Genomic DNA, 24131 nt, shown 5'->3' with positions numbered 1-24131 from the left:
TCATCTCCGGAGGATTCCATGGGGCCTGACGGCAAGCAGGAGGATCATGGCGGCGTAGAAGAACAGGTTGCCGAAATCGGAAGCCAGGTAGCGGCTTGCGGTATCGATGATGCCCAGGAAAAGCGCTGCGCAGAGTGTGCCGGAGATGCTGCCCAGGCCGCCCACGGCCACCACCACCAGCATCAGCACCAGGTACTTCAGCGGGTAATAGGGCTCGAGCGGCATCAGTTCGGCGCCCAGCACGCCGCCCAGTGCGGCCAGCCCCGCGCCGATCGCGAAGGTGGCGCACTGGACCAGGCGGATGTTGATGCCCAGCGAGGACGACATGCCGGCGTTGTCGACCGAGGCCCTCAGCCAGATGCCGAAGCGCGTGCGCGCCACCAGCAGCCACAGCAGCAGCACCACGAACAGGCCGGCAAACACCACCACCACGCGCTGCTTGGGCAAGGTTCGCTGGCCTAGCGCCATCGACCCCTGCATCCATTCAGGCAGCGGCAGCGTCTGTATATAGGCCCCCGCCAGAAAGTTGGCGGTGGCGATACAGGCGAAGGTGAAGCCTATGGTGAAGAGCACCTGCTGCAGTTCGCTTTTCTTGTACAGATGGCGAAAGACGAACATCTCGAGCACCGCGGCTAGTGCCATGCTGAACAACATGGCCAGCACGACGCCCGCCGCGAACGAAAAGCCCTGTTCGCGTATCAGCAGCGCCGCCACGTAGCCGCCCGCCATGGCGAAGGCCCCATGCGACAGGTTGATGAAGCGCATCAGCCCCATGGTGACGGACAGGCCCACGGAGATGATGAACAGCACCATGCCGTAGACGACGCCGTCGATCAGGATATTGCTCAGCTGCGGCACAATCGGCCCCCGATATCAGATTGACGGTGGAATCACTCGAGACCGTGGTCGGCCTGCGGGCCGAAGTTCTCGATCTCGGTGTTCTGCAGCTTGCCGTCGGCGCCGCGCTCGACCTTGCGCAGATACACGTTCTGGGTGATATGGCGGGTTTCAGGGTCGATCTTGGCCGGGCCGCGCGGGCTTTCCCACTCGAACCCCTTGATCGCCTCGATGGCCTTGGCGCCGTCCTTCTTGCCGTCGGTGGCCTCGACCATCTTGTGGATGAGGCGCATGCCGTCGTACGCGCCGACCGAAGCATAGTTGAGCAGCGAGTCGGCGGCCTGTTCTTTCATGGCCTTGGCGAACTCGCGGTTGGCGTCGGAATCGTGGGCGGCGGAGTAATGGAAGGAAGTCATCAGGCCCAGGGCGGCGTCGCCGAACTTCTGCAGGTCGAACTCGTCCATTTCGGCCGTGCCCAGGAACTCGATGCCGGCCTCGCGCAAGCCGTTCTGGTTGTAGGCGTTGACGAAGCCGAGGTTGGGCGGCCCGCCCGGCAGGAAGATGTAGGCGGCTTGCGCCCCCGAGGCCTTGATGCGCTGAGCGAACGGACTGAAATCATTGGTGCTCATGGGCATGCGGATGCGGTCCACCACCTCTCCGCCCAGCTTGGTGAATTCAGTGTCGAAGGCCTTTTCGCCGTCGACGCCGGGCGCGTAGTCCATGACGGCGGTGACGACCTTTTTCAGGCCCTTCTCGTGCGCCCATTGGGCCAGCGGCACGGTCACCTGCCACAAGGTGTACGAGCTGCGCACGAAGTAGTCGGACTTGGGGGTGATGGAGGAAGTGGCCGCATTGAAGATGACCGTGGGCGTCTTGGACTGCTGGATCAGCGGCGCCACCGCCATGGCGTTGGGCGTGAAGACGAAGCCGCCAAGATAATCGACCTTGTCATTGACGATCAGCTCTTGCGCGGCGGTTTTTACGCCGCCCGGGTTGGGCCCCCCGCTGTCGCGGTAGATGAACTGGATGTCGTGGCCGGCAAACTTGCCCTGCTGCGTCTTGACGTAGGCTTCGGCCCCGTCCTTGAACAGTTTTCCGTAGTGGGCGAAGGGGCCCGAGAACGGGGCGATGATGCCGACCTTCACGGTGTCGGCCAGGGCCTGGCCGGATACGAACGCAGCCACAAGCGCGGCTGCGCCAATGCGTAGCACTTTCATTGTCTGTCTCCTGTTTATTGTGTGGGCGCGCCGGTGCGGACAAGCCGCCTGCCCGGCCACAGGCAGGTTTCTGCATGCCAGTGATCGCCAGAGAAGATGCTATCGGCAGTTCGTTGGTAAGTCAACAAGTTGGTAAACCAACTATTCGTTTTTGGGGGGAAACCCCTAGAAACTGATGGCACCTCAAGGCCAATTCGGCCGTTCTTCAGCGTTGACAGGCTCCAGGGCCAGGGCAGAAAAACAGCCTGGGGAATACACTACTTTTTGATACGAAAACTTTAACGACGCGCTGGACGGCTGCCACGCCCCCACCTATTATTAGGAGCGTTGCCAGGGTTCGCCATGGCCGCAGGCTTTCATGCAAGTCCAACCAACCGCCAAGGAGTCGTCACCATGGGTATCATCAGCATGATCATCGTCGGGCTCATCGTAGGGCTCATCGCCCGGGCCATCATGCCCGGGGAACAAAAGATGGGCATCATCATGACCATCATCCTGGGTATCGTCGGCGCCCTCGTGGCGGGCTACATCGGCATCGCGCTGGGCTGGTACCAGGCCGGGGAAAGCGCAGGCTGGATCGCCTCGATCATAGGCGCCATCATCGTGCTCTTCATCTACGGCCTCATCGTCAAGAAGTCCTGACCGGCCCATCAAGGGCCACGAAGGGGCAGGCCGCGGGGCCTGCCTTTTTTTCCGCCGGGAGCAGCATGCAGGCGCGGGCCTGCGCAGCGCGGGGGCCTTGTCCTCTTCCGTGCATTGTCCCGCCGTCTGGCTACAATGGGGCCATGGATCTTGCCCGCACGGAGGCACCATGAATCTATCCCGATACCGACATCTCTACACCGCATCGCAGTTCTGGCAGAAGCTCGCCCGGCACGCCGCCACGGCGGGGCGGGGCACGCTCGAAAAGGCCCTGTATCTGTACTATGCGGCGCAGAACCCGGCCACGCCGGCCTGGGCCAGGCGCGTCATGTACGGCGCGCTGGGCTATTTCATTCTTCCCCTCGACGCCGTTCCCGACCTGGCCCCCTTGGTGGGCTATACCGACGACCTCAGCGTCATGGTCGCGGCATTGGGCACCGTCGCCTTCTACATCACTCCGCAGATCAAGGCGCAGGCCCACGGCAAGGTCGACCAGTGGCTGGGCGCACGCGCCCGGCCCACGCCCCGGCAGGCCGAAACCTGAATGTCGGCGGGCGGCTCCTTCCGGCAGGCCTGGCTGACCGAAACCCTGCGCCTGCGCGAAGCCCACTGGGGGCCGCTCGAAGACAGCGCCGAAGTACGCCGGGCACGCAGCCAGGGCGGCAGCTTCCCGCAACGCGTCGTGCACCGGGCACGCCTGCTCGGCCGCCGCGAAAAACTGGACCAGACGCTGCACAACTGGGCTCAGATCGCACGCTGGTCGCTGGCGGCCATGGTGGCCCTGGCCCTCGTCACAGGGTTCGGCATGGCGCTGGCGGCGCTGGGCGACGGCTCCCGCCCGGTCAATCTGCTGCTGGCTGTCACGGCCATGCTGGGCCTGCATGCGCTTACCTTTCTGCTGTGGCTGGCGGGGCTGGGCATCCGGGGCAATGGCGGCGGCGCCTGGCTGGGACGCCTCTGGCTCGACGCCACACGCAAGCTTGCCCGAGGCCCGGACGCCGCACTGGCGCCCAGGGCGCTGGGCGGCCTGCTGGGACGCAGCGGCGCCTTGCGATGGTCGCTCGGCGCGGTCAGCCATCTTTTGTGGCTTGCCGCCCTGCTCAGCCTGCTGGCCACCTTGCTGGCCTTGCTCTCGGCGCGGCGCTATGCATTCAACTGGGAAACCACCCTGCTTTCGCCCGACGCTTTCGTGGCCCTGACACAAGCCCTGGGCTGGCTGCCCGCCCGCCTGGGCTTCGCCATGCCCTCCGAGGCGGTAATCCGGCTTAGCGACGGGCTGCACCCCCTGCCCCAGGAAGCCCTGGCGCTATGGTCGAGCTGGCTGGTGGGCTGCGTGGTGGTGTACGGCATTATTCCGCGCCTGATCGCATTCGGGGCCAGCGCCCTGCTGGCCTGGCGCAAGACCCGGCGGGCCGCCGTACTGGACACCTCGCTGCCAGGCTATGCAAGCCTGCGCCCGCGCCTGATGCCGCCCAGCGAAGGCATCGCCCCCGATGCGCCCGAGGGCGCCGAAACCCATGCGCACGTTGCCGCACTGCCCGCAGGCACGGGCTTTCATGACGGCCCGCTGATCGTGGGCCTGGAACTCGCCCCCGACACAGCCTGGCCTCCGTCCGGCCTGGGCCCCGAAACCCAGAACGCCGGCGTCGTGGACAGCCGCGCACAGCGGCATGCCCTGCTCGACCAACTGCATGTCCATCCCGTTCCCCGCCTGCTGGTCGTGTGCGACGGCTACCAGACTCCCGACCGGGGCATCCTGGCCTATATTGCCCAACTGGCGGCCCAGTCGGGCGAGACCCGGGTCTCGTTCATGGACGCGCCGGCCGGCGCGCAGGCCCAGGAATCGCGCCAGCAGGCATGGCGCACCCAGCTCGAGGCTGTCGGCGTCGAGGCCGGCCAGGTCCATTCCATGCTTGGCCCGGCCCTCGCCTGGCTGGCCGGAGCTCGCCATGAAACCCTCCAGCCCTGACCCCTCGGCCACGCTGCGCCTGGCGGTCGTCGGCCATACCAATACCGGCAAGACGTCCCTGCTGCGCACCCTAACGCGCGACCCCTACTTCGGCCGGGTGCAGGACAGCCCTGGCACCACGCGGCAGGTCGAAGGCGCGCGCCTGCTGCTGGCGGGCGCGCAGGCGGTCGAGCTGTACGACACGCCCGGCATGGAAGACGGCATGGGCCTGCTCGACTACCTTGACCAGTTGATTCCGCCCGCCCAAAGACGCGAAGGCCCCGACCGCATACAAGCCTTCCTTGATTCCCCCGAAAGCAGCCGCCGCTTCGAACAAGAAGCACGCGTGCTGCGCAAGCTGCTCGAATGCGATGCCGGGCTCTACGTGATTGACGTGCGCGACCCCGTGCTGGGCAAACACCGCGACGAACTGGCCGTGCTGGGCCTGTGCGGACGCCCCCTGCTGCCCGTGCTCAACTTCACCCACAGCCCGCGCCAGCGGGCAGACGAATGGCGCACCGCCCTGGCCCGCCTGGGCCTGCATGCCGCCGTCGAATTCGATTCCGTCGCCCCCGCCCTGGACGGCGAATCCCGGCTTTACGACAAGCTGGCGCTGATGCTGGATGCGCGCGCAGGCTTGCTGCTGGCGCTGAAGGAAGACGTACTGCAACAGCAGGCCATACGCCGCGACGACGCCCTACGCATGGTGGCCGAACTGCTCGTCGACGTCGCCGCGCTGCGCCTGCCCTCCAGGCCCGACCAGGCAAGCGTCGAGCACACCAGCGAAAAACTGCGCAAGCTGGTGCGCGAACGGGAAAACGCCTGCGTGCGCGACCTGCTGCGCCGCTACAACTTTCGCGCCGAAGACTTCCCCCGGCACGCCCTGCCCCTGCAGGGCGAACGCTGGGGCATGGACCTCTTCCACCCTCAGGCATTGAAGGACGTCGGCATACATCTGGGCAAGGGCATGGCCGCCGGCGCCATGGCCGGCGTCACCGTCGACCTGTTCACGGCCGGGCTCAGCCTGGGCGCAGCCGCCCTGGTCGGCGCCATGGCCGGCGGCCTGTGGCAGGGCGCCGACCGCCTCGGCAAAAGAATCATGGGCCGCATCCAGGGCTATCGCGAAATTTCAGTGGACGACGGCGTGCTGCGCCTGCTCGCCCTGCGCCAACTCGCCCTGGTCGACGCCCTGCAACGGCGCGGCCATGCCGCGCAGGCCCCCATCGTCATCGACGCCGGCCCACCCCAGCCACCGGCCCTTGCGGATGCCGATGCACTCCACCCAGACGCCCCCATGGCCGAACCGGCCGCCCAGGAACCCGAATCGTCCGTGCGCAAGGCCCTGCGCTCGGGCAAGCTGCCCGCCGAGCTTACCGAGGCACGCAGCCAGCCCCACTGGTCCGGCCTGCTGCCCGAACACGAAGAAGAAAGCCCCCGCCGGGAAGAAGCAGTACGCAGCCTGGCACGATTGCTGGGCACGGTCTAGGCCCATACCCCCAATCAAGACACGCCCCCGCACCAACGGGCGGCCCCGAGACTCGTACAAGCTACGCAACTGCTAGGGTAAGTGGCGGCGTGCCCTTTTCCCAGGCCGTTCAGCGGCGCCGAATTTCTCGTGTTCGGTCGGGGGCTTTCGGCGACAGCCTGTCCGAATCCCGAAGCGCGAAGCGCTGAGGTTGAGTTCTGCCGCCGCCCGACCGAACACGAGAAATTCGGGAAGCCCGAAGGGCCGCACGCTGCCGGCCTGGGAAAAGGGCACGCCGTCACTTGCCCGGGTTAAAAGCCCAACCGACGCATATTGCTCAAAGGCTCACCCGACGCATTGCTCAAGAACTCGTCGTACGAGCCCCTGAAAATTACGCCACCAACCCCGCCGCATGCAGCGCCTTCACCTCTTCCCAGGCCCGCCGGATGAACCGCGCCGCCTCGACATTCTGCTCGAACAAGTTGTACTTCGCGTTCAACGCGTAATCCGGCAAGTTGATCATCTCGGTCGTGATGTAGCGCAATGGGCTGTCGGCATGGGTAACGTGATAGCGCAACGCCCTGCGTATCGCCTCTTTCGAGGGTTCCACCATGTACGCATGCCAGGGGGAATGCCACTCGCCCGGCCCGGGTGGAACGATCGGATACTGGATGCCGCGCCCATATGAGCCATCTTCATTCAAATGCCAGCGGTTCTTCGGCTGATTGGGGCCCACAGTACGCAACTGCGTCCACTTCACAATGCCCAGGTCGAGCCACTCCTGGCACAGCGAACCTTCCGCGAACGGATCGAGCTCCATCTCGCCCGCCTCCACCGCCTCGCGGCACTCAGAGACGTCGAGCTCCTCGGCATCGCCGATCTTGAAGATCACATGGCTGTAGTCCATCGTGTAGTTGAACGGGATGCCGCGCGCCATGATGCGCTTTGCAATGGGCGTGACGCGCGCGAACGACTCCGTCCACATGTTCACGTGCAGCTCGAACGAAGGCTCGACGCCCAGCCCCATGCCTACATCGTAGGCGTCGAGATAGTGGTCCATGATCTCGTCATCGGTCAGCACATGCCCGTCCGCATGATGGGTGAAGGTCATGATGTTGTGGCACTTGGCCCCGACCTCCTGGCAGATTTTAAGATTGTCGTGCAGCAGCGCCTCGTCGCGGCCCAGCATGTAGAACCAGCTGCAGGTATGCACCGGCAGGTCGTACTTCTGCATCGCCTTCTCGTACTCGCCCTGGTTGCTCCGCAGGGGCAGGCGGTCGAAATAGTCGAAGACGCCCGCCTCTTTCACCAGCCTGAACTGCTCGTCGATGGAATGCTCTTCGAGCGACACGGGCCGGTCGGCGGACGACGCCTGCGCGCCCCGTCCATTGCATCCCAGCAAGAAGGGAAAATCGTCTTTCATTTATGTTGTCTCCATCTGGAACAGCGGTCAAAGTGGCAAACCCGCGCCTGCACGCGGGTTTGCCGGCATGGTTCTATGAGCGGCAAGAGAGGGCGCGGACGGCGTGGCCCCCGCTGGGGGAAGTGCATGCAGGCTTGTCGCCTTGTCGCCTTGTCGCCTTGTCGCCTTGTCGCCTTGTCGCCTTGTCGCCTTGTCGCCTTGTCGCCTTGTCGCCTTGTCGCCGCGGCGAGCCTGCCAGAGGGCCTGAAAGGCCCCGGCCGGACGAGGATCAGGCGTGCGAAGGCTCGGGCTGGACGGCGGCCGCCGTGGCTGGACTGCGTTCCGACTTGATCCATTCGTCGACCATCTTGCGCATGCGTATCGGCGAGGCGTCGATGGCCAGCCGGACCGGCGCGGGATTGACCGAGCGCTGTTCATTCTGGTGAATGGCTTCGAGTATGGTCTTGTCTTCGCTGAAGGCCAGGCGGAACTCGGCGGACAGCTTCTTGTTGGTTTCTTCGTCGGCCTTGAAATTCTTCACGTGCAGCCAATGGTCGATGGTGGTGTTTTCGTCGACCGGCGTCATGAAGTGACAGGCATAGATCTGGATGCAGTCGTCTCGATTGCCCTCGGGTGCGCCCGTGCCGGTGGGGGCGCTGCCGAAATCGATGACGGCGATGCTGGGCGCCGTGTAATGGTAGTAGTGCCAGCGATCGACGTTGGTCTTGAAATTGCCGAACTTCTGGAACAGGGGAATGGCCGGCGAATCATTGATCCAGCGCCAGGTAAGCAGGCCGTCATCGGTCTGCTTCATTTGCACGGGAATGTCTTCGCCCGCGGGGGTGCCCAGCGTGCTGAGGTGCACGAAGCTGACGTGGGCGGGGTCGCACAGGTTGTCGCACAGGTTCAGGTAATGGCAGCCGATCTCGAGCGCATCGCCCTCGGCCGAGCTCCAGGCGGGGTCGTGGTACTGGGGCAGGTCGTACACCAGCGAAGTGTCGGCCTTGGCGGGGTCGCCCATCCAGATCCAGACCAGGCCCATGTTTTCATGGGTGGGATAGGTTTCGACGGCCGGGCTGCCGACAATGCGCTGGCCCGGTATGCGGATGCAGGCCCCCGAGCAGTCGAAGGTCATGCCGTGGTAGCCGCACTCGATCGAATCGCCCTTGAGCCTGCCCATGGAAAGCGGGGCCATGCGATGGGGGCAGACGTCGAGGTGCGCTGCCACCTGGCCGGTGCTGCTGCGATACAGCACGACATCTTTGCCGACAATGCGGCGCTTTGCCAGTTCGTATGAAATGTCGCGCGACCAGGCAATGGGGTACCAGGTATTCAGAACGTAATCAGCCATGATTTGTCTCCAGTTGCAGAGGTTTGCGCCCCGTTGCCCGCCAAAACTGCCCTGCGGCTATGGCCCGTAGCGCCAAGTTTATTTAGTACTCACTACATTAGCGTATAATATACTGGAAGGCGCCTGATGTGGCAAACTGTTTTTTTTTCGCCCCATCGGGCGATTCGGAACCAAGGCGCCCACCACTTTGAGCGAGCCATGAATACCAACGACGAAGACATCCGAGGCAGCGCGGCATTCGATACCTCCACCGAGGCGTCCTCGCCCGAGCCCGCCAAGCGCAAGTCGCGGCCCCGGTCGGCCAAGACCACACGCGAGAACATCCTGCGGGCCGCCAAGAAGATTTTCTCCAAAGACGGCTACGACGGCGCCCGCGTCGACAAGATATCCAAGGCGGCCAAGTCGTACGACAGCCTCATTTATTATTATTTCGGCAGCAAAGAGAAGCTGTTCGTGGAAGTGCTCGAGGGCGCCTATAAAGACATTTTCGAGGCCGAGAAGAACCTTCAGCTCGACATGGACGACCCGGTGGGCTCGCTGCGCAAGATCATCGAGTTTCCCTTTCGGTATTACCTTGCCAACCCCGAGATCATCACGCTACTGGGCACCGAGAACCTGCAGAAGGGCAAGCACATAGGCAAGTCGCGCACGGCCGACCAATATGCGCTGCCCGCCATTTCCATCCTCGAAGACGTCATACAGCGCGGCGTCGACAAGGGCCTGTTCCGCAAAGGCGTCAATTGCCGCAAGCTGTACATGTCCATGACGGCGCTGGGCTATTTCTACGTGTCCAACCGCTACACCTTCTCGGCCTTTCTGAATGTCGACCTGATGGACGCCGAGAAAATCGACGGCTGGGCCGCCTACATCAGCGACCTGCTGCTGGATTCGGTGCTTAAGAAATAAGCCGTCTCAGATGGCTTTCAGGGCCTTTAGCTCGGCGATGCGGGCCGTGTCGACACCCAGCTCGGCCAGCACCGCCTCGGTGTCCTGGCCCAGTTCGGGCGGCGGCGAGTCGTAGCGGATGGGCGTTTCGGAAAACCGCATCGGGCTGGCCACCAGGCCCACCTTGCCGTAGCGCGGCGAATCGACTTCGACCCGCAGCTGCCTGGCGCGAATGTGCTCGTCTTCGAATACCCGGTCGATGGTGTTGATGGGGCCGCATGGGAAGCCATGGCGGGTGGCCAGCTCGCACCACTGGTCTATGGTCTTGGCCAGAATGCGCTCTTGCAGCAGGGGGATGAGCTGCGCGCGGTTGTGCACCCGTTCGGCATTGGTGGCGAAGCGCGGATCGGAAGCCAGCTCGGCGCAGCTGGCGGCCTGGCAGAAATTGGCGAACTGGGTGTCGTTGCCTATGGCCAGCATGACATGGCCGTCGGCGCAGGGAAAAGGCTGATAAGGCACGATGGAAGGATGGGCGCTGCCCAGCCGGCCCGGCACTTTGCCCGCGATCAGGTAGTTGCTGGCCTGGTTGGCCAGGGCCGCCACCTGCACGTCGAGCAGGGCGACGTCGATATGCTGGCCCTTGCCGCTATGGCCGCGATGATGCAGCGCCGCCAGGATGGCCGTGGTGGCGTACAGGCCGGTAAGAATATCCACCACCGCGACGCCCACTTTCTGGGGTCCGCCGCCCGGCACCTCGTCGGGCTCGCCGGTAATGCTCATGAGCCCGCCCATGGCCTGGATGAGGGCGTCGTAGCCCGGGCGGGTGGCATAGGGGCCCGTCTGGCCAAAGCCGGTGATGGAACAATAGATAAGGCGCGGGTTGACCTGGGACAGCGTTTCGTAGTCGAGCCCGTATTTTTTCAGCCCGCCCACCTTGTAGTTCTCGACCAGGATGTCGGCCTTCTTGACGAGCTCGAGCAGCACGGCCCGGCCTTGCTCGACCGTGAAGTCGAGCGTAAGCGAGCGCTTGCCGCGGTTGCAGCAGAAAAAATAGGCCGCATCGCCGGCGGCGCCCTCGCCATCGGTGGCGAAGGGGGGGCCCCAGCTGCGGGTGTCGTCGCCCGCCCCCGGGCGTTCGACCTTGATGACTTCGGCACCCAGGTCGGCCAGGCTCTGGGTGGACCACGGCCCGGCCAGAATGCGCGATAGATCCAATACCACCACACCCTGCAATGCTGCTGTCATGTCTTGCCTTGATACCTTGATTTGATCAGTGCCGCTCGATGACCGGGAACTCGGTGGCGGGCGGCGTGTTGCGGCTGCGCTGGCAGCGCACGATGCCGTCGATGATGACCATGCCTACGCCCGGCAGGTCGCCCAGTTGCACGCTTTCAAGCAATGTGGACCCGGCCGTGTGCTGGGCGCGGTCCATGATGACGAAATCGGCGGCCCGGCCAACCTCGATCAGGCCGCAGTCGAGGTTGCGCATGCGCGCGGTGTTGCCCGTGGCGAAACAGAAGGCGATTTCGGCGGGGATGTCGGCAAGGCTGGAAAGCTGCGAAACCATGCGCAGTATACCCAGCGGCTGCACGCCCGATCCAGCCGGGCCGTCGGTGCCCAGTATGACGCGATGCAGGCACTTGAGCTCGTGCGCATGGCGGGCGGTAAGGATGGCGATGCGTTCGTTGCCGTTGTGGACGATTTCGATGCCGCGGCTGGAGCGTTCGCACAGCTCGCATACGTGCTTGTAGGGCAGCGAAGTGTGGCCGCCGTTGATGTGGCCGATGATGTCGGCGTCGGCCTCGAGCACCACGTCCTTGTCGATCAGGCCCGAGCCGGGCACCGAGGGCCCGCCGGTGTGGATGGTGCTCTGGATGCCGTACTTGCGCGCCCACTCGACCATCTGGCGCGCCTCGTCGCCCGCCTTGACGGTACCCAGCCCGATTTCGCCCAGCAGCTTTACGCCCGATTCGGCCAGCTCTTTGAAGTCGGACTCGACCATGCCTTTCTCGATGACCGGAGCGCCGGCCAGCACCTTGACCCCTCCGGGCCGGGCGTTCTCGAAAGCGCGCTGTGCGGTAATGGCCATGGCCTTGAGGCCCAGAATGTCTCTGGGACGGCCGGGGTAGTGCACTTCGCCCGCCGAGATCATGGTGGTAACGCCGCCGTTCAGCGAGGAATCGATCCAGCCCAGCTGGCCCTGGCGCGGCGTCCAGTCGCCCGCGACCGGATGCACGTGGGAATCGATGAGGCCCGGGCACAGCGTGACGCCGCGGCAATCGATGACGGTGTTGGCGCCCTCGACGTCGCAGTCGGCGTACTTGCCCACCGCCGCGATGCGGCCGTCGTCCACGACGATGGTGTCGGCATCGAGTATGGGATTGTCGAGATCGCCCGACAACAGCAGGCCGATATTCCTGATGACGACTTTTCCTGATTTTTCCACTACGGCGGCGGTGGCCATGTTTGCTCTCCTTTCTGTATCGATGACGGGGCGCCGCGCGGCGGCGGCCGGGCCGGGCCCGGAAGCCGCCTTGCGGCGTTACGGGCCCTTGCGCTTAGCGCAGGCCGTCTTCGCCCTTGATTTCGCCGGCCTGCAGGCCGCCGACGCGAGGCAGCGGCCTGCCCGAATCGGTGACCGCCACGGCAACCACGATTTCGTTGGCGCGCGGCGCATCGGAAACACGCGCTTCGACCGCGTCGAAATGGCTGCGCACGAAGGCGGCATCTTTATGGCCCAGCGGCACGTCGATGGCCGAACCGATGCCGCCCATCTTCTTGGAGGAAGGCACCAGGGCGGCACCCTTCTCGACCGCCTTGCGCAGGGGCGCGCCCAGCTTGGGATGCAGGATGGCGGCGGCATGCTCGAGTTCGCCGGCCTCGCCGACGATGGCCGCCTTGCCGTAGCTCTCGGCCTGCCCGGGCTGGATGCCCAGGGCCTTGACGCACTGTTCGCCCAGCACTCCGCCCAGCTCTTCGCCGATGGCGGTGAGTTCGTCCAGGTTTTCAGAATAGCGTCCGGCATAGGGATTTTCGATGACGGCCATGGCGACTGCGCGCCGCGTTGCCGGCTCGATGCGCTGGCCCATTTCGACACGGGTTTCGTCGACCACGACCACCAGTTTGCGGATGTTTGCTGACATGTGTTTCTCCTCGAGTATTCAATGGCGCCGCCCGGCTCGGAGCCGATCGCGGCGGCGTGGGTGCGGCAGGGCCAGCGACTAGCGCAGGCCGTCGTATTTGCTGATCTGCTCGGGGCGCAGGCCGCCCACGCGCTGGTGTATGCGCTCGCCGGTGGTCATGACCAGGACGAAGACGATTTCGTCGGCGGCCGGCGCGCCCGGCACGTGCACCTCCATCGCATCGAAGTGGCCGCGCACGTAGCTGGCGGTGACATGGGTAAGCGGGACGTCCAGCCGGGTGCCGGGCCCGCCCACCTTCTTGGTGGAGGGCACGATGGACAGCGCACGGCCCATTTCCAGGCCCTTGTGCGCCGAGCTTTGGCCTTGCTTGTACGACGAACGGTCGCCCTTCCAGCCCAGCAGCTCGCGCATGGCGTAGCCGCCGGGCACGTGCCAAAGGGCCCCGTGCTCGAGCTCGCCGGCGCCGCCCACGATGGAGCCCTTGCCGTAGCTTTCGATGTCGTCGGGCTCGACGCCCATGGCGGCCACCAGCCTCTTGGCCATGTCCAGGCCGACGTCGTTGAGCTCTTCCATCATGGGCAGGATGTTTTCTTCGTAGCGCCCGGCGTAGGGGTTCTTGAGCACTGCCGCGACCGCGCCTCGGATCAGGGGTTTTTTATCCCTGGGCCCGAATTCGTGGAAGATGGTTTCCACCTCGGTCAGGACCTGGCGTACTTCGATCAAGTCAGACATGGTTTTCCTTTTGTTGTTGCACTGCGAGCGGGCCGATGTGCCCGCTAGTCGCTTTGAAATGAGTGTGCGGCGGCTGGCCTTCTGCCAGGGCCGCCGGGACGGCGGCCAGGCCGACGGTGCGCACCGAGCCCTGCAGCATCAGCACCGCGCCGTGAATGGAGCGGTCGTCGCACAGGCGCTGCGCATAGGCCGCCCCGAGGTTGAGCGCCTGCTCGATGGCCGCCCGGGGCAGCGCCCCCACGTCCACGGTTACCAGGCGGGAGCCCAGGTCGGTGTCGTCCTTGAGTGTATCGGCTGGCGCGCGCCGCACGGCCGGATGGCTGACATACACCTGGTTGGCGACGAGGGTGGCCGCCACGTCGGCCTGGGCGGCGTCCACCGCCAGCACCGTGACGCTGTCGGCAATGCCCATGCTGAAGCTGCGGCCGCGCCACCCGCTGGTGGCAATGCCGCGCACCGGCATGGCGGCGCTGATCTCGAACGCGCCGTCCAAGCCCAGGCCGTCGCGGCCCACGCGGCCCAGGTCGGAAAACAGCCCGACGCGATAGGCTTGCCCCGTTGCGATGTGCAGGGCGATGTCGCCACCATTGTTGACATAGGCGCGCCTGATGCCGGGCTCGGCCGCGAAGAAAGCAATGAGTTCGTCGGCCACCGAGCCCGCGACGGCGGCCATGGGCGTGACGAACACCTGTGAGGCATGAGGCAGGCAGGCGGCCAGCATGCGGGCCGCGACGCGCCCCTGCGGCGCGGCACCCTGCCCAGCGGGCCGGCGCAGCGAAGGCAGCTCGCCGACGAGCTCGGCCAGCACCTGGGTAAAGCGATGCCATGCACGCAGGATGGCCGCCTGGACGGCGGCCGGCTCGCCCTCGATGCCGATGATGAGGTCGATGGGCCCATGCTGGAAATGCCAGCGGCCGTCTTCCAGCACGGCGCAAGCGGCCCCCGACGGATGGGGGGCCGCCACGGCGGCCGCCGCGTGAGAAGCGGCTGCGGCGCCTTGCGTGCCGATGCGGTCCATGGGTTGCGGCCGCCCTAGCCCAGCACGGGCTTGCCGGCAATGGGCCAGGGGCTTGCGGCGTCGACCCAGTCGATGATGCGGTGATTGGCCCGGGCCAACACGTCGTCCATTGCCTGCACGTCGGCCACGTGTCCGCCCAGGCGCTCGTAGTCGCTGAGCCGCATGCTGAACTCGATGGGAGCCACGATGGCCGGCGTGGGCACGTAGCCGAATGAGTTGTCGGGCATGCGCAAGACGTCGACCATGACGGTGATGCCGCCGCCGGCCCAGATGTAGGCCGGCGCGCCCCCGCACGTGACGTTGACCAGCGACTTCTTGATGGAGTTGGTGAGCCAGATGGGGTTCTCGGTAACGCCGGCGCGCAGCGAACCGCCCGCCCCGCCCAGGAACAGCACGCTGGCCAGCGACGGCTCGCAGTTCTCGCCGATGCGATCGACCGTTTTCTGCAGCGGCGCGGGCATGGGCTTGCGCTGCGGCTGCAGGGCCTCGTCGAGTTCGTAGTATTCGGCGTGCTCGCCGGTGGTCGAGGTGATGAGCAGCCGCAGGCCCGGCCGGGCCACCTCGGGGTCGAAGCCCTCAATAATGGACAGCGGATCGGAGATATCGGTGCCGCCCCAGCCATTGCCCGGGTTGGCCACCTGGAAGTAGCGGCCGGGGGTGGACTTGCGGCCCTTCATCTTGATTCCCGATAGGGGAATATCAAGGCAGCGCCCCGCCTGGTGCTCGGTAAGCACGCCGGTGATGTGGTCGTCTACCACCACCACCTCGTCGGTGTGGCCGAACCACTGCTTGGCGAAAATGCCGATCGCGGCCGAGCCGCAGCCCACGCGCATGCGTTTTTCTTCGACGCCGTCGACGATGGGCGCCTTGCCCGCCTGCACCACCAGTTGCGCGCCGCCATCGATGCTGAGCTCTACCGCCTGCTTGTTGCCCAGCGCCATCATTACGTCGCAGGTAATGCGGCCTTCTTTTTTGCTGCCGCCGGTAAGGTGGTGCACACCGCCCAGGGAAAGCATTTGCGAACCGTATTCGGCCGTGGTGACGTGGCCGACGATCTCGCCCTTGTGGCGTATGTTGGACTGCTCGGGACCAAGGTAGCGGTCGGTATCGATCTTTACCTTGAAGCTGCAGTAGCTGAATATGCCTTCTGTCACCACCGTGACCATGTCGACGCCATTGGCCTTGGAGGCCACGATGAAGGGCGCCGGCTTGTAGTCGGGATAGGTGGTGCCCGACCCCACGCCGCTGACGAACAGGTCGGTCTCGGGCACCAGTTCGGTGGAGGCGGGCGCCTCTTGCACGGCGACCCCGCCCCCGGCGTCCTGGCCCTGTGCTTGCAGGCTCAGGGCCGGCGAAGCGGGCGGCCCGACGGGCCGGCGCATGAGAACGACCGGATCGATGCGCGTGAGCACGCCCTCGACGTTGCCCCAGCGATCACAGGCGCCGGTTCGGCCTTCGGTGATCTGGCACAGCACCGGACAGGCATTGCACTCGACCTTGTTGGCCGCCATGTTGGCGCTGCGCGGCTTGGATTTCTCAAGCACGGTGGGCCCCGGGGTGGACGGCATGGTTTCGTCGAGGTTGTCGGAGCTGTGGTCCACTTTGGTATGTTCGGTCATTGCCGGCGACTCCTTTGGGGTATCGAACCGCGCCACACCAGGCCCGGTGACGCCATCCGCCTAAAACTGAATGTAGTGCTTACTATAAATTGTAGTGGTTACTACATTTAAGGCCTGATATTAGCGTAAAAGACATGGCGCGACAAGACGGTTTCAACCCTTAGGGCCCGTTGACCCCAAAGGGAAAGGCCCTAGAGGCCCGCGAACCTCGGCCTCATGAACGGGCCATGCATGGAATATTCGCGGGGGGCGCTTACGCCGGCGCCTCGTTGCGGGCCAGCAGTTCGCACAGCTGCCCCACCGTAAGCACTTCTCCGAACAGGGTCTGGATATTGCTCAAGGTGGCGTTGTGCTCTTCGTCGGTGAGCGTCGCATTGGCGTCCGCCAGGAAGATGACCTGGTAATTGCGCTGGGCGGCATCCCTTGCGGTGCTCTCGGAGCAGCAGTTCGTCATCGTGCCCGACACGATGACGGTATCTATGCCCCGCTCGCGCAGCAAGGCGTCCAGTTCGCAGGTGCCCGGCACAAAACCGCTGAAGCGCGTTTTGTCCATGACCACGTCCTGGGGCTGGACGTCGAGGTCCGGCCAAAGTTCGAATTCCGGCGAGCCCCGCGTGAACGCGTTGCGCGACCGTTCCTTGGCCTGCGGGCTGGAAATTACGTCGTACCAGAACGACCAGCTCTGGGGCTCGTCCTCGTCGTAGGTGAAGCGCAGGAACACGTTCAATCCGCCCGTCTCGCGCACCTTCGCGCTGCAGCGGTTTACGTTGTCGACGATCTCGCGCGCCAGCGGGATCTCTACCGCCGCGCCGGGCGCCAGGAACCCCACCTGCATGTCCACGATCAGGTGGGCCGTTCTGCGCGGATCGAGCGACTCGAAAATACACGCCCGCCCGCGGTGCTGGCGGCTTCTTTCGATGATCTCGGGCGATAGGTGAATGTTGTGCATGTCTCGTCTCCTTCAGTGGGTGGGGCCTCACGCCGCCTGGACGGCGGCGAGTCAGCCCGCGTTCGCGCTTGCGGCGAAGCTCCGGCCACAAGACGATTCTTTCGATTAAGGCCGGTGAATACTAAAAGGACAGTACGGCCGTCCTTTTAGTGTCGGCAGGCCCTATGTTGAATCCGGCGTTCTTCGCATGCTCAGCGGATCTTGCCCGGGCTCCGTGACCCGGCCCGCCCCCGGCGAGCGCCAGGCCTTGGGCAGCGGAAGCCGAAGCAGGCGTCCGAAGATGCCCTCGGGCATGACGACCACCGTCAAGACGAAGAACCCGCCCAGGGTCAACAGCCAGTATGGGCCCAGCGCGGAGGACAGGAAGCTTTCCACCGAGCGTACCAGCACAACGCCCAGGAAAGCCGCCATCAGGACGGCGCGTCCGCCGACCGCGACCCAGATCAATACCTCGGTGGACAGGGCCGTGCCGATCACTGCCGGCGAGACAAAGCCGAACTGGGCCGTGAACAGCGCCCCCGCATAGCCGGCCATGGCGCCCGAAATCGTGAAGGCCAGCACCTTGTAATCGGTCGTCCGATAGCCGAAGGACGCCGTGCGCTCGTCGTTGTTGCGGATGGCGGCCAGGACCACCCCCAGCGGCGAGCGCTGTATGAACAGCACGGCCAGGTAGATCAGCAATGCGGAGGCCAGCACGACGTAGAAGGTTTCATTGGTGCTCAGCATGTCGTCGCCGGCCCGCCAGCTTGCCGTCAGCGGCGGCACGCCCAACAGGCCGTCGAAACCGCCGATGAAGTCGATGTGCTGGGCGCTGATCTCGACGATGAAGGCCGCGCACAATGTCACGATGGCAAAAAAAGCACCCGACAAGCCACGGCCGACAAACAGCAATTTACCCAGTATGTAGGCGGCCAGCGCGGGGCCCAGCGTGGCCAGCAGCAGGCCCGCCGCCTGCGACCCGCCGAACCAGGTGAAGCGTTCGAGCGTGGTCAGGCCCATGAGATAGCCGCCCAGGCCGAAGAAGATGGCCTGGCCGAAACAAAGGATGCCGACCTGCCCCCAGATGAAGGACAGGCTCATGGCCAGGATGCCGTAGGTCACGTACTGTCCGAGCTGGCTGACGCTCCATTCGTCGGCGAACAGCGGCACCGCCATCAGCCCCGCCCACACGGCCACGGTCAGGCCGGCGCCCAGATAACGAGTGTTCATCATGGTTAGCGCTTCCTTGTGATCAGGCCTTCGGGCCACAGGCGGATGATGACGATGGCCAGCAGGAACACGGCGATCTGCGCGGCCAGCTGCGTATCGAGCGAGGAAATCACCGTGCTGGTGCTGCCGATCAGGCCGACACCCAGCACAACGCCGAACAGGTGGGAGACGCCTCCGACCATGATCGACAGGAAGGCGGGAATGAGAAAGCCCCCGCCCATTTGCGGGTCGACGCTCATGATGGGCGCCATGACCGCACCGGCGAACCCTGCCAGGGCCGCTCCAAACGCGAAGGTCCAGCGGTCCATGCGCCGGGTGTTCAGGCCCAGGGAGGCGGCCATGGCGCGGTTGGCGATCACCCCCCGGATGGCGAGACCCAGATTCGAGCGGTAGAACACCCAGAAAGTGGCGATGCTGACAGCCAGCGCCGCCCCCATGATGAACAGCCGGAACGAGGGATAAACGACGCCCAGGATGTGCACCGGCTCGGGCAAGGGATTGACGATGCTCTGCGAGGTCGGGCCAAAGCCGATGATGATCAGTTGCTTGAGCACGATGGAGATGCCCCAGGTCGCCAGGATGGTGTCGATGAACCGGTGGTAGACGTGCCGGATGATCAACTGCTCGAGCACCAGCCCGACCAGGGCCAGCGCGACGGGCGCCACGATCAGCGCCGCCCAGTAGGGCAGCTGCAGTTGCTGCACCGCCACCACGCTGTAGGCCCCCAACAGAAAAAACTCGCCGTGGGCCATGTTGATGACGTTCATCAGGCCGAAGATAATGACCAGGCCCAGGCTGACCAGCAGCAGGCTAAGCGAGAAACTGAGCGTATCCAGCCCCAGTCCGATGGCAAAGTTCATGCTAATGCTCCAGTTCTAAACCGACAGGTATCGATGAATGGGCGCCGGGTCGGTGCGCAGCTTCTGCACTTCGTCCGTCTCGTAGGCGATCGCACCGTTCTCCATGAACAGGCAACGCTGGGCCATGCCCAACACCAGCTCCATGTTCTGCTCGACCAGCAGCACCGTCAGCCCCTCGTCGCGGGCAATACGCCTGAGCACCTGGCCGATTTCCTGCACGATGTTGGGCTGTATGCCTTCTGAAGGCTCGTCCAGCAGCAGCAGCTTGGGCCGGCCCACCAGGGCCCGGACGATGGCCAGCTGCTGTTGCTGCCCGCCCGACATGCTGCCGCCCCGCTGCTTGCGGCGCTCGTGCAATATGGGAAAGATTTCGAAGGCCCAGTCGGGTACCTCGCTGGGCAGGTCGGGGCGCCCCAGCAGGCCCATCAGCAGATTCTCCTCGACGGTGAAGTCGGGAAAAATCTCGCGTCCCTGAGGCACGTAGCCCACGCCGCGGCGAGCGACCTCGTAGGGTTTCAGGCCCCCGATTTCTTCGCCGTCCAGGCTGAGGGAACCGCCGGAAACCGCCACATGCCCCATCAGGGCTTTCAGGAAGGTGGTCTTGCCCATGCCATTGCGGCCCAGCAGGGCCACGATCTCGCCGGGCTGGACATGCATGGAGAACCCGTCCAGGACCCGGCTTCCCGCCTGGTAGCCCGCAACAACTTCACTCACTTTCAGCATGGACGGCTCCTCCGAGATAGGCCGCGATCACTTCGGGGTCGGTCTGGATGTCTTCGAGGCGGCCTTCGCGCACGACCTGGCCGCGCAGCATGACGATCAGGTGGCAGTCCAGCGCCCTGACAAAACTCATGTCGTGCTCGATGACCAGCACCGTCTTGCCAAACTCGGTCCGCAGGCGCTTGACCAGCTCTGCGGTCTTCTGGGTTTCCGGCACCGACATACCCGCGGTGGGCTCGTCCAGCAGGATCAGGTCGGCATCGACGGCAAGCAGCATTGCGATTTCCAGCCACTGCTTCTCGCCATGAGCCAGCGCCGCCACTTTGTATTCGGCCTTGCCCTCGAGCCCGCACAAATCCAGCAGCGCGTGCAGCCTGTCTTCACTTTTGGCGAACAAGGTCGCCAGCATGCCCGCGCGCCGGTTCGAAGCGGCAAGCGGGACGATCAGGTTCTCGGCCACCGTCAGCTCGGGATAGACGCCGGGTATCTGGAACTTCCGGGTCATGCCCAGCTGGGCGATGCGCCACGCCGGCAGGCCGGTAATGTCGCGGCCCTCGAGCAGCACCCGTCCGCCCTCGGGGCGCAGCCGCCCCGTCAGGACATTGAACAGGGTGGTCTTGCCGCAGCCATTGGGGCCGATGATGCAATTGACACTGCCGGCCTGCAGCGACAGCGACAATTCATTGAGCACGGTGATGCCGCCGAACCGTTTGACGATGGAATGGACTTCAAGCATGTGCGCCTCTATACCTTGCGGTTGCTCAAGCCTTGTCGCACTGCGGAGATGCCACCACGCGCCCGATGTCCTTCAGCACGGCCATGCGGCCATCCTGCGCCTGGGCGATCAGGATGTTCAAGTCGGCATGGCGGTCGCTGGCGCGCAGCATCACCTCGCCGTTGCCGGACATCAGGCTGTGGCCCACGATGGCGTCGGTGACAGCCTCCTTGTCGTCGCTGCCGGCGCGCTTTATGGCTTCGATGTAGAAGCGCGTCATCGTGTAGTGGGCGTCGACCGTATTGCTGACGATCGCCTTCTCGCCGTACTTGGCGCGCATCTTGCGCACCAGCTCTTTGGCCTCGGGCTTGTCGAGCGCCTCGGTGAAGTTGCAAGCCGTAAGAATGCCCTCGGACTCGTCGCGGGTCAGGCCGGCCAGGTAGTTCTCGCTGAACCCGAAGAACGCGAGCTTGATGCGGTCTTTGAGGCCCGCCGCGGCGAACTGCTTGACAAAGGTAATCGCATCGGCGCCGACAATGGAAATCACCACCATGTCGGCTCCGGATGACGAGATCTTGCGCAGCGTGCCCGTGTAGTCCTTCACGCCCCATGGCGCGTATTCTTCGGCGACCACATTGGCGCCGCCCTTCTGGGCATTGGCCCTGACCGCGGCGTTGATCTTTCGGGGCCAGACATAATCGCTGCCGATCAGGTACAGGCTTTTGGCGCCCTGCTCGACCACATAGGGAATGAATGTGTCCACCCACTGGTCGGGCACCGAACTGTACAGGGTGATGTAGCGGCTGCAGGTGCCGCCCTCATAATCGGTGGCGTAAAGCAGAGGCGTTTTGTAGCGCTCGACCAAGGGGCGGATGGCATCGCGCTCGGCGCTGGTGACGGGGCCTATGATGGCGTTGACCTTGTAGCGCCGGATCAGCTCGTTGGTGCGCTCCACCGCTGTCTTGGGGTCGGTCTTGGTGTCGGCGCGTATGTATTCGAACTTGCGCCCGCCCAGTACGCCGCCCGCCTCATTGGCCTCGTCCAGGGCGAGGCGCGTGGCCTGGCCGCCCTGCTCGCCCAGCGCTTCCAGCCCGCCCGAAAACGGCTGGAGGATGCCGACCTTGATGGGTTCGGCCGCGGACGCGATGCGGGGCCAGCCCGCCGCGGCACCCACCGCCAGTCCGGCTGAACCCAGCAGCAGGCCGCGGCGTCGTGCAAATGCAAGGCTTTCCTTGTCTTGGGTCATGATTTTGTCTCCAGTGTGGCTGTTTTGATTTGATATCGATGCTGCGCAAGGGCGGGAAGCGGCGTGCGACGTCGACGCGCGCCCCGCCCAGGCTCATTCGCAGTTCAGGACTTCGACCGGCGAACCAGAGGAAAGCGCCGCCATGGTCGAATCGGCCGTGCTGACCACCCCGAAATGGGTGGCGATGTCGTACAGCGAAGAGGCCTGTTCGCGAGGCCCCGTCGCCGCCACGCAGTCTTGCGGCACCACAACGCGATAGCCCAGGAAGAATGCGTCGTGCACGGTAGACCGCACGCAGATGTTCGTGACCACGCCATCACGACCAGGGTGTCGACCTGCAGGTCCTTGAGGGTGAGATCGAGATCGGTGTTGAAGAAGCCCGAATAGCGCCGCTTGATCACGACGAAGTCGCGCGGGCCGCGTTCGATCTGGTCGACGATCTGCGCCCCCCATTCGCCCTCCATGCAATGCGGCGTGCGCTTGAGGAACTCGCGGTCGCAAACCATGTTGGGACGGTGCGTATCGACAATGTGGATCACCGGAGATCCGGCCTCGCGCGCGGCGCGCATCACGGCATTCTGCGGCCCGTACAGCTTTTCGGCCCCAGGCAGTACCATTGCCCCGCCTTGCGTACAGAAATCGTTGATCATGTCGACGACCAGAACGGCCGTGTGCCGGGGGTCGAGCCCCATGGGCTGGTCGGCGTTCCGGTGTTCGGCGAATCCCTTTGCCATGCTGTCTCCTTCGTGCGCCCGGCCAGTACACTGCGCCCGTCGCGTTCTTATCTATTCATCGCGCCGCGTTGGCGAGCACGTGGCATGAGCTTATCACGACGCCGTTAATTTGTTTAGTACTCGCTACATTATTTTGCTACGGAACGTTCCTGGAAAGCGGCTGGCAAGCCTTACGCGCCCGTCCGTGGCGCGAGCCCGTTGGCCGACGGAAGCGCTGTGCCTGCCTGGCCAGGCAGCACGAGCAAGACACTGCGCAAGATGGTGTCGGTGATGACCGATTTCCAGTGGTCGAGTTCGCCTTCGCCGCGCAGGTCGGAGTTGAGGAAGACGCTGAGCGTGTAGCGGTTGGAGAGGTAGAAGTAGCCCAGCGCGGCGATCTCGATGTAGAGGTCGCGCGCCGACTTGTCGGAGCGGAACAGGCCCTGCTCGACGCCCGAGCGCAGGACGTCGTTCAAGATGGCCACCGCGGGCGAGGACAGCTGGCTGGCGCGCGCCGACTTCTTGATGTGCCGGCCCTTGAGCAGGTTTTCGCTGTTGAGCAGGGTGATGAACTCGGGGTGGTCGAGATAGTATTGCCACACGAAGTGCACGACCGTGGTCAGCGCCGCGATGGGCTCGTTCAGGTCGATGTCGATTTTTTCTTCGGCCTCGTTCATTTTTTCGTAGGCCGCTTCAAGCACTTCGACGAACAACTGCGCCTTGCTGCCGAAGTAGTAGTAGATCATGCGGTCGTGGGTACGCGACAGGCTGGAGATGCTTTCGATCTTGCCGTCGGTGAAACCGTTGCGGGCAAAGACGCGGGTGGCTGCGCGCAGTATGGCTTCGCGGGTTTTATGCGCCCGCACCTGGGTGGCGACATGTATCGAAGCCTTGCCCGGCCCGGCATGAAGGGCTTTTTTAGGAACGGGGGCTTTCTTGCGCGCGTTGGTGGCCATGGGCATCTGGGCTTCAAGGTTCGGATTCATCCAGATTCTACCCAACATAAAAATGTAGTCAATACCGAAAAATTTGGTGTTTACTACATTTATTGAATACACTACGATACGCCGAAAAACATCGTCCGCATCCATTTCTGATAGGTTCCCCATGACCCACGTCGTCACCGAAGCCTGTATACGCTGCCGCTACACCGACTGCGTCGACGTCTGCCCCGTCGACTGCTTCCATGCCGGCCCCAATTTCCTCGTCATCGATCCCGACGAATGCATAGACTGCGCCGTATGCGTGGCAGAATGCCCGGTCGAGGCCATCTACGCCGAGGAAGACCTGCCGGCGGACCAGACGCACTTCATCGAAATCAATGCCGAGCTGTCGCAGCAATGGGAAGTCATCTCCCGCAGCGTCGGCGCGCTGCCCGACGCCGACGACTGGAAGGACAAGACGGGCAAGCTGGACGAGCTCGAGCGCTGAAGCCGCCCTTCGCACACCCACAGGGAAAC

Annotated in this window: 24 protein-coding genes and 1 pseudogene; 6 read left to right on the top strand and 19 right to left on the bottom strand. The window is 64.6% G+C overall.

The window, feature by feature from the left end:
* Positions 1–858 carry a branched-chain amino acid ABC transporter permease gene (locus C7440_RS16930; RefSeq protein WP_017524602.1) on the bottom strand — a complete coding sequence of 286 codons (858 nt, stop codon included), beginning with the start codon at positions 856–858 and terminating at the stop codon, positions 1–3.
* A 32-nt stretch (positions 859–890) separates the two neighbouring features.
* Complete coding sequence (locus C7440_RS16925) at positions 891–2054, bottom strand: ABC transporter substrate-binding protein (protein WP_017524603.1); 1164 nt, start codon at positions 2052–2054, stop codon at positions 891–893.
* 393 nt (positions 2055–2447) lie between these two features.
* Here C7440_RS16925 and C7440_RS16920 point away from each other — a divergent pair, with 393 nt between their 5' ends.
* The 4 genes from C7440_RS16920 (at position 2448) to C7440_RS16905 (ending at position 6130) form a co-directional block, all read left to right on the top strand.
* Positions 2448–2696 (top strand): GlsB/YeaQ/YmgE family stress response membrane protein, encoded by a 249-nt coding sequence (locus C7440_RS16920; RefSeq protein WP_017524604.1) that lies wholly within the window; start codon positions 2448–2450, stop codon positions 2694–2696.
* Positions 2697–2865: 169 nt separating this feature from the next.
* Entirely contained in the window at positions 2866–3240 is a 375-nt protein-coding gene (locus tag C7440_RS16915; protein ID WP_116519329.1) for a YkvA family protein, read from the top strand.
* On the top strand, positions 3241–4665 hold the full coding sequence (locus tag C7440_RS16910) for a DUF2868 domain-containing protein (protein WP_116519328.1): 1425 nt from the start codon (positions 3241–3243) through the stop codon (positions 4663–4665).
* Positions 4646–6130, top strand: coding sequence for a GTPase/DUF3482 domain-containing protein (locus C7440_RS16905; protein WP_116519327.1), 1485 nt, complete (start codon positions 4646–4648; stop codon positions 6128–6130). Before C7440_RS16910 ends, C7440_RS16905 begins: the two co-directional genes overlap by 20 nt.
* Positions 6131–6500: 370 nt before the next feature.
* Here the strand turns inward: C7440_RS16905 and C7440_RS16900 are convergent, their stop codons facing one another.
* Together C7440_RS16900 and C7440_RS16895 are read right to left on the bottom strand one after the other, a co-directional pair.
* Positions 6501–7532, bottom strand: a complete 1032-nt coding sequence (locus C7440_RS16900) for a hypothetical protein (protein WP_017525069.1) — start codon at positions 7530–7532, stop codon at positions 6501–6503.
* 268 nt (positions 7533–7800) lie between these two features.
* Positions 7801–8862 (bottom strand): aromatic ring-hydroxylating dioxygenase subunit alpha, encoded by a 1062-nt coding sequence (locus C7440_RS16895; RefSeq protein WP_116519326.1) that lies wholly within the window; start codon positions 8860–8862, stop codon positions 7801–7803.
* Between the two features lie 198 nt (positions 8863–9060).
* On the opposite strand from C7440_RS16895, the gene C7440_RS16890 reads away from it, so the two are divergent.
* Positions 9061–9768, top strand: a complete 708-nt coding sequence (locus C7440_RS16890; RefSeq protein ID WP_116519325.1) for a TetR/AcrR family transcriptional regulator — start codon at positions 9061–9063, stop codon at positions 9766–9768.
* A gap of 6 nt (positions 9769–9774) precedes the next feature.
* Here C7440_RS16890 and C7440_RS16885 read toward each other — a convergent pair whose 3' ends face one another.
* The 15 genes and pseudogenes from C7440_RS16885 to C7440_RS16820 form a co-directional block, all read right to left on the bottom strand.
* Positions 9775–10992: a CaiB/BaiF CoA transferase family protein gene (locus tag C7440_RS16885; RefSeq protein WP_165832629.1), complete on the bottom strand. Its 1218-nt coding sequence runs from the start codon at positions 10990–10992 to the stop codon at positions 9775–9777.
* 25 nt (positions 10993–11017) lie between these two features.
* Positions 11018–12211: an amidohydrolase family protein gene (locus C7440_RS16880; protein WP_116519323.1), complete on the bottom strand. Its 1194-nt coding sequence runs from the start codon at positions 12209–12211 to the stop codon at positions 11018–11020.
* 94 nt (positions 12212–12305) lie between these two features.
* On the bottom strand, positions 12306–12890 hold the full coding sequence (locus tag C7440_RS16875) for an amino acid synthesis family protein (RefSeq protein ID WP_017525074.1): 585 nt from the start codon (positions 12888–12890) through the stop codon (positions 12306–12308).
* A gap of 78 nt (positions 12891–12968) precedes the next feature.
* On the bottom strand, positions 12969–13613 hold the full coding sequence (locus C7440_RS16870; RefSeq protein WP_116519345.1) for an amino acid synthesis family protein: 645 nt from the start codon (positions 13611–13613) through the stop codon (positions 12969–12971).
* Position 13614: 1 nt separating this feature from the next.
* Positions 13615–14640: a UPF0280 family protein gene (locus C7440_RS16865; RefSeq protein ID WP_116519322.1), complete on the bottom strand. Its 1026-nt coding sequence runs from the start codon at positions 14638–14640 to the stop codon at positions 13615–13617.
* Positions 14641–14654: 14 nt separating this feature from the next.
* Positions 14655–16259: a 6-hydroxynicotinate reductase gene (locus tag C7440_RS16860; RefSeq protein WP_116519321.1), complete on the bottom strand. Its 1605-nt coding sequence runs from the start codon at positions 16257–16259 to the stop codon at positions 14655–14657.
* Between the two features lie 253 nt (positions 16260–16512).
* A complete protein-coding gene (locus C7440_RS16855) occupies positions 16513–17208 on the bottom strand; it encodes a cysteine hydrolase family protein (protein ID WP_116519320.1) in 696 nt (231 codons plus the stop codon).
* 162 nt (positions 17209–17370) lie between these two features.
* Positions 17371–18420 carry a branched-chain amino acid ABC transporter permease gene (locus C7440_RS16850; RefSeq protein WP_116519319.1) on the bottom strand — a complete coding sequence of 350 codons (1050 nt, stop codon included), beginning with the start codon at positions 18418–18420 and terminating at the stop codon, positions 17371–17373.
* 2 nt (positions 18421–18422) lie between these two features.
* Complete coding sequence (locus C7440_RS16845) at positions 18423–19277, bottom strand: ABC transporter permease subunit (RefSeq protein WP_116519318.1); 855 nt, start codon at positions 19275–19277, stop codon at positions 18423–18425.
* 15 nt (positions 19278–19292) lie between these two features.
* Positions 19293–20000, bottom strand: coding sequence for an ABC transporter ATP-binding protein (locus tag C7440_RS16840; RefSeq protein ID WP_116519344.1), 708 nt, complete (start codon positions 19998–20000; stop codon positions 19293–19295).
* Positions 19984–20733, bottom strand: a complete 750-nt coding sequence (locus tag C7440_RS16835; protein WP_116519317.1) for an ABC transporter ATP-binding protein — start codon at positions 20731–20733, stop codon at positions 19984–19986. The genes C7440_RS16840 and C7440_RS16835 overlap by 17 nt, the downstream gene beginning before the upstream one ends.
* 25 nt (positions 20734–20758) lie before the next feature.
* Positions 20759–21958, bottom strand: a complete 1200-nt coding sequence (locus C7440_RS16830; RefSeq protein ID WP_116519316.1) for a substrate-binding protein — start codon at positions 21956–21958, stop codon at positions 20759–20761.
* 93 nt (positions 21959–22051) lie between these two features.
* Entirely contained in the window at positions 22052–22411 is a 360-nt protein-coding gene (locus tag C7440_RS20330; protein WP_371743508.1) for a cysteine hydrolase family protein, read from the bottom strand.
* A pseudogene (locus tag C7440_RS20325) lies at positions 22336–22575 on the bottom strand (cysteine hydrolase family protein); the annotation flags it as partial. The pseudogene C7440_RS20325 and the gene C7440_RS20330, both read right to left, overlap by 76 nt.
* Positions 22576–22862: 287 nt before the next feature.
* Positions 22863–23657 carry a TetR/AcrR family transcriptional regulator gene (locus C7440_RS16820; protein WP_017525085.1) on the bottom strand — a complete coding sequence of 265 codons (795 nt, stop codon included), beginning with the start codon at positions 23655–23657 and terminating at the stop codon, positions 22863–22865.
* Between the two features lie 121 nt (positions 23658–23778).
* Between C7440_RS16820 and fdxA the strand changes: the two genes are divergently transcribed.
* On the top strand, positions 23779–24102 hold the full coding sequence (gene fdxA, locus C7440_RS16815) for a ferredoxin FdxA (RefSeq protein WP_017525086.1): 324 nt from the start codon (positions 23779–23781) through the stop codon (positions 24100–24102).
* Positions 24103–24131: the final 29 nt, after the last annotated feature.

It is taken from the genome of Pusillimonas noertemannii, assembly GCF_003096595.1.
Taxonomy (GTDB): Bacteria; Pseudomonadota; Gammaproteobacteria; order Burkholderiales; family Burkholderiaceae_B; genus Pusillimonas; species Pusillimonas noertemannii.
This window is presented reverse-complemented; position numbering and strand designations above follow the sequence as displayed.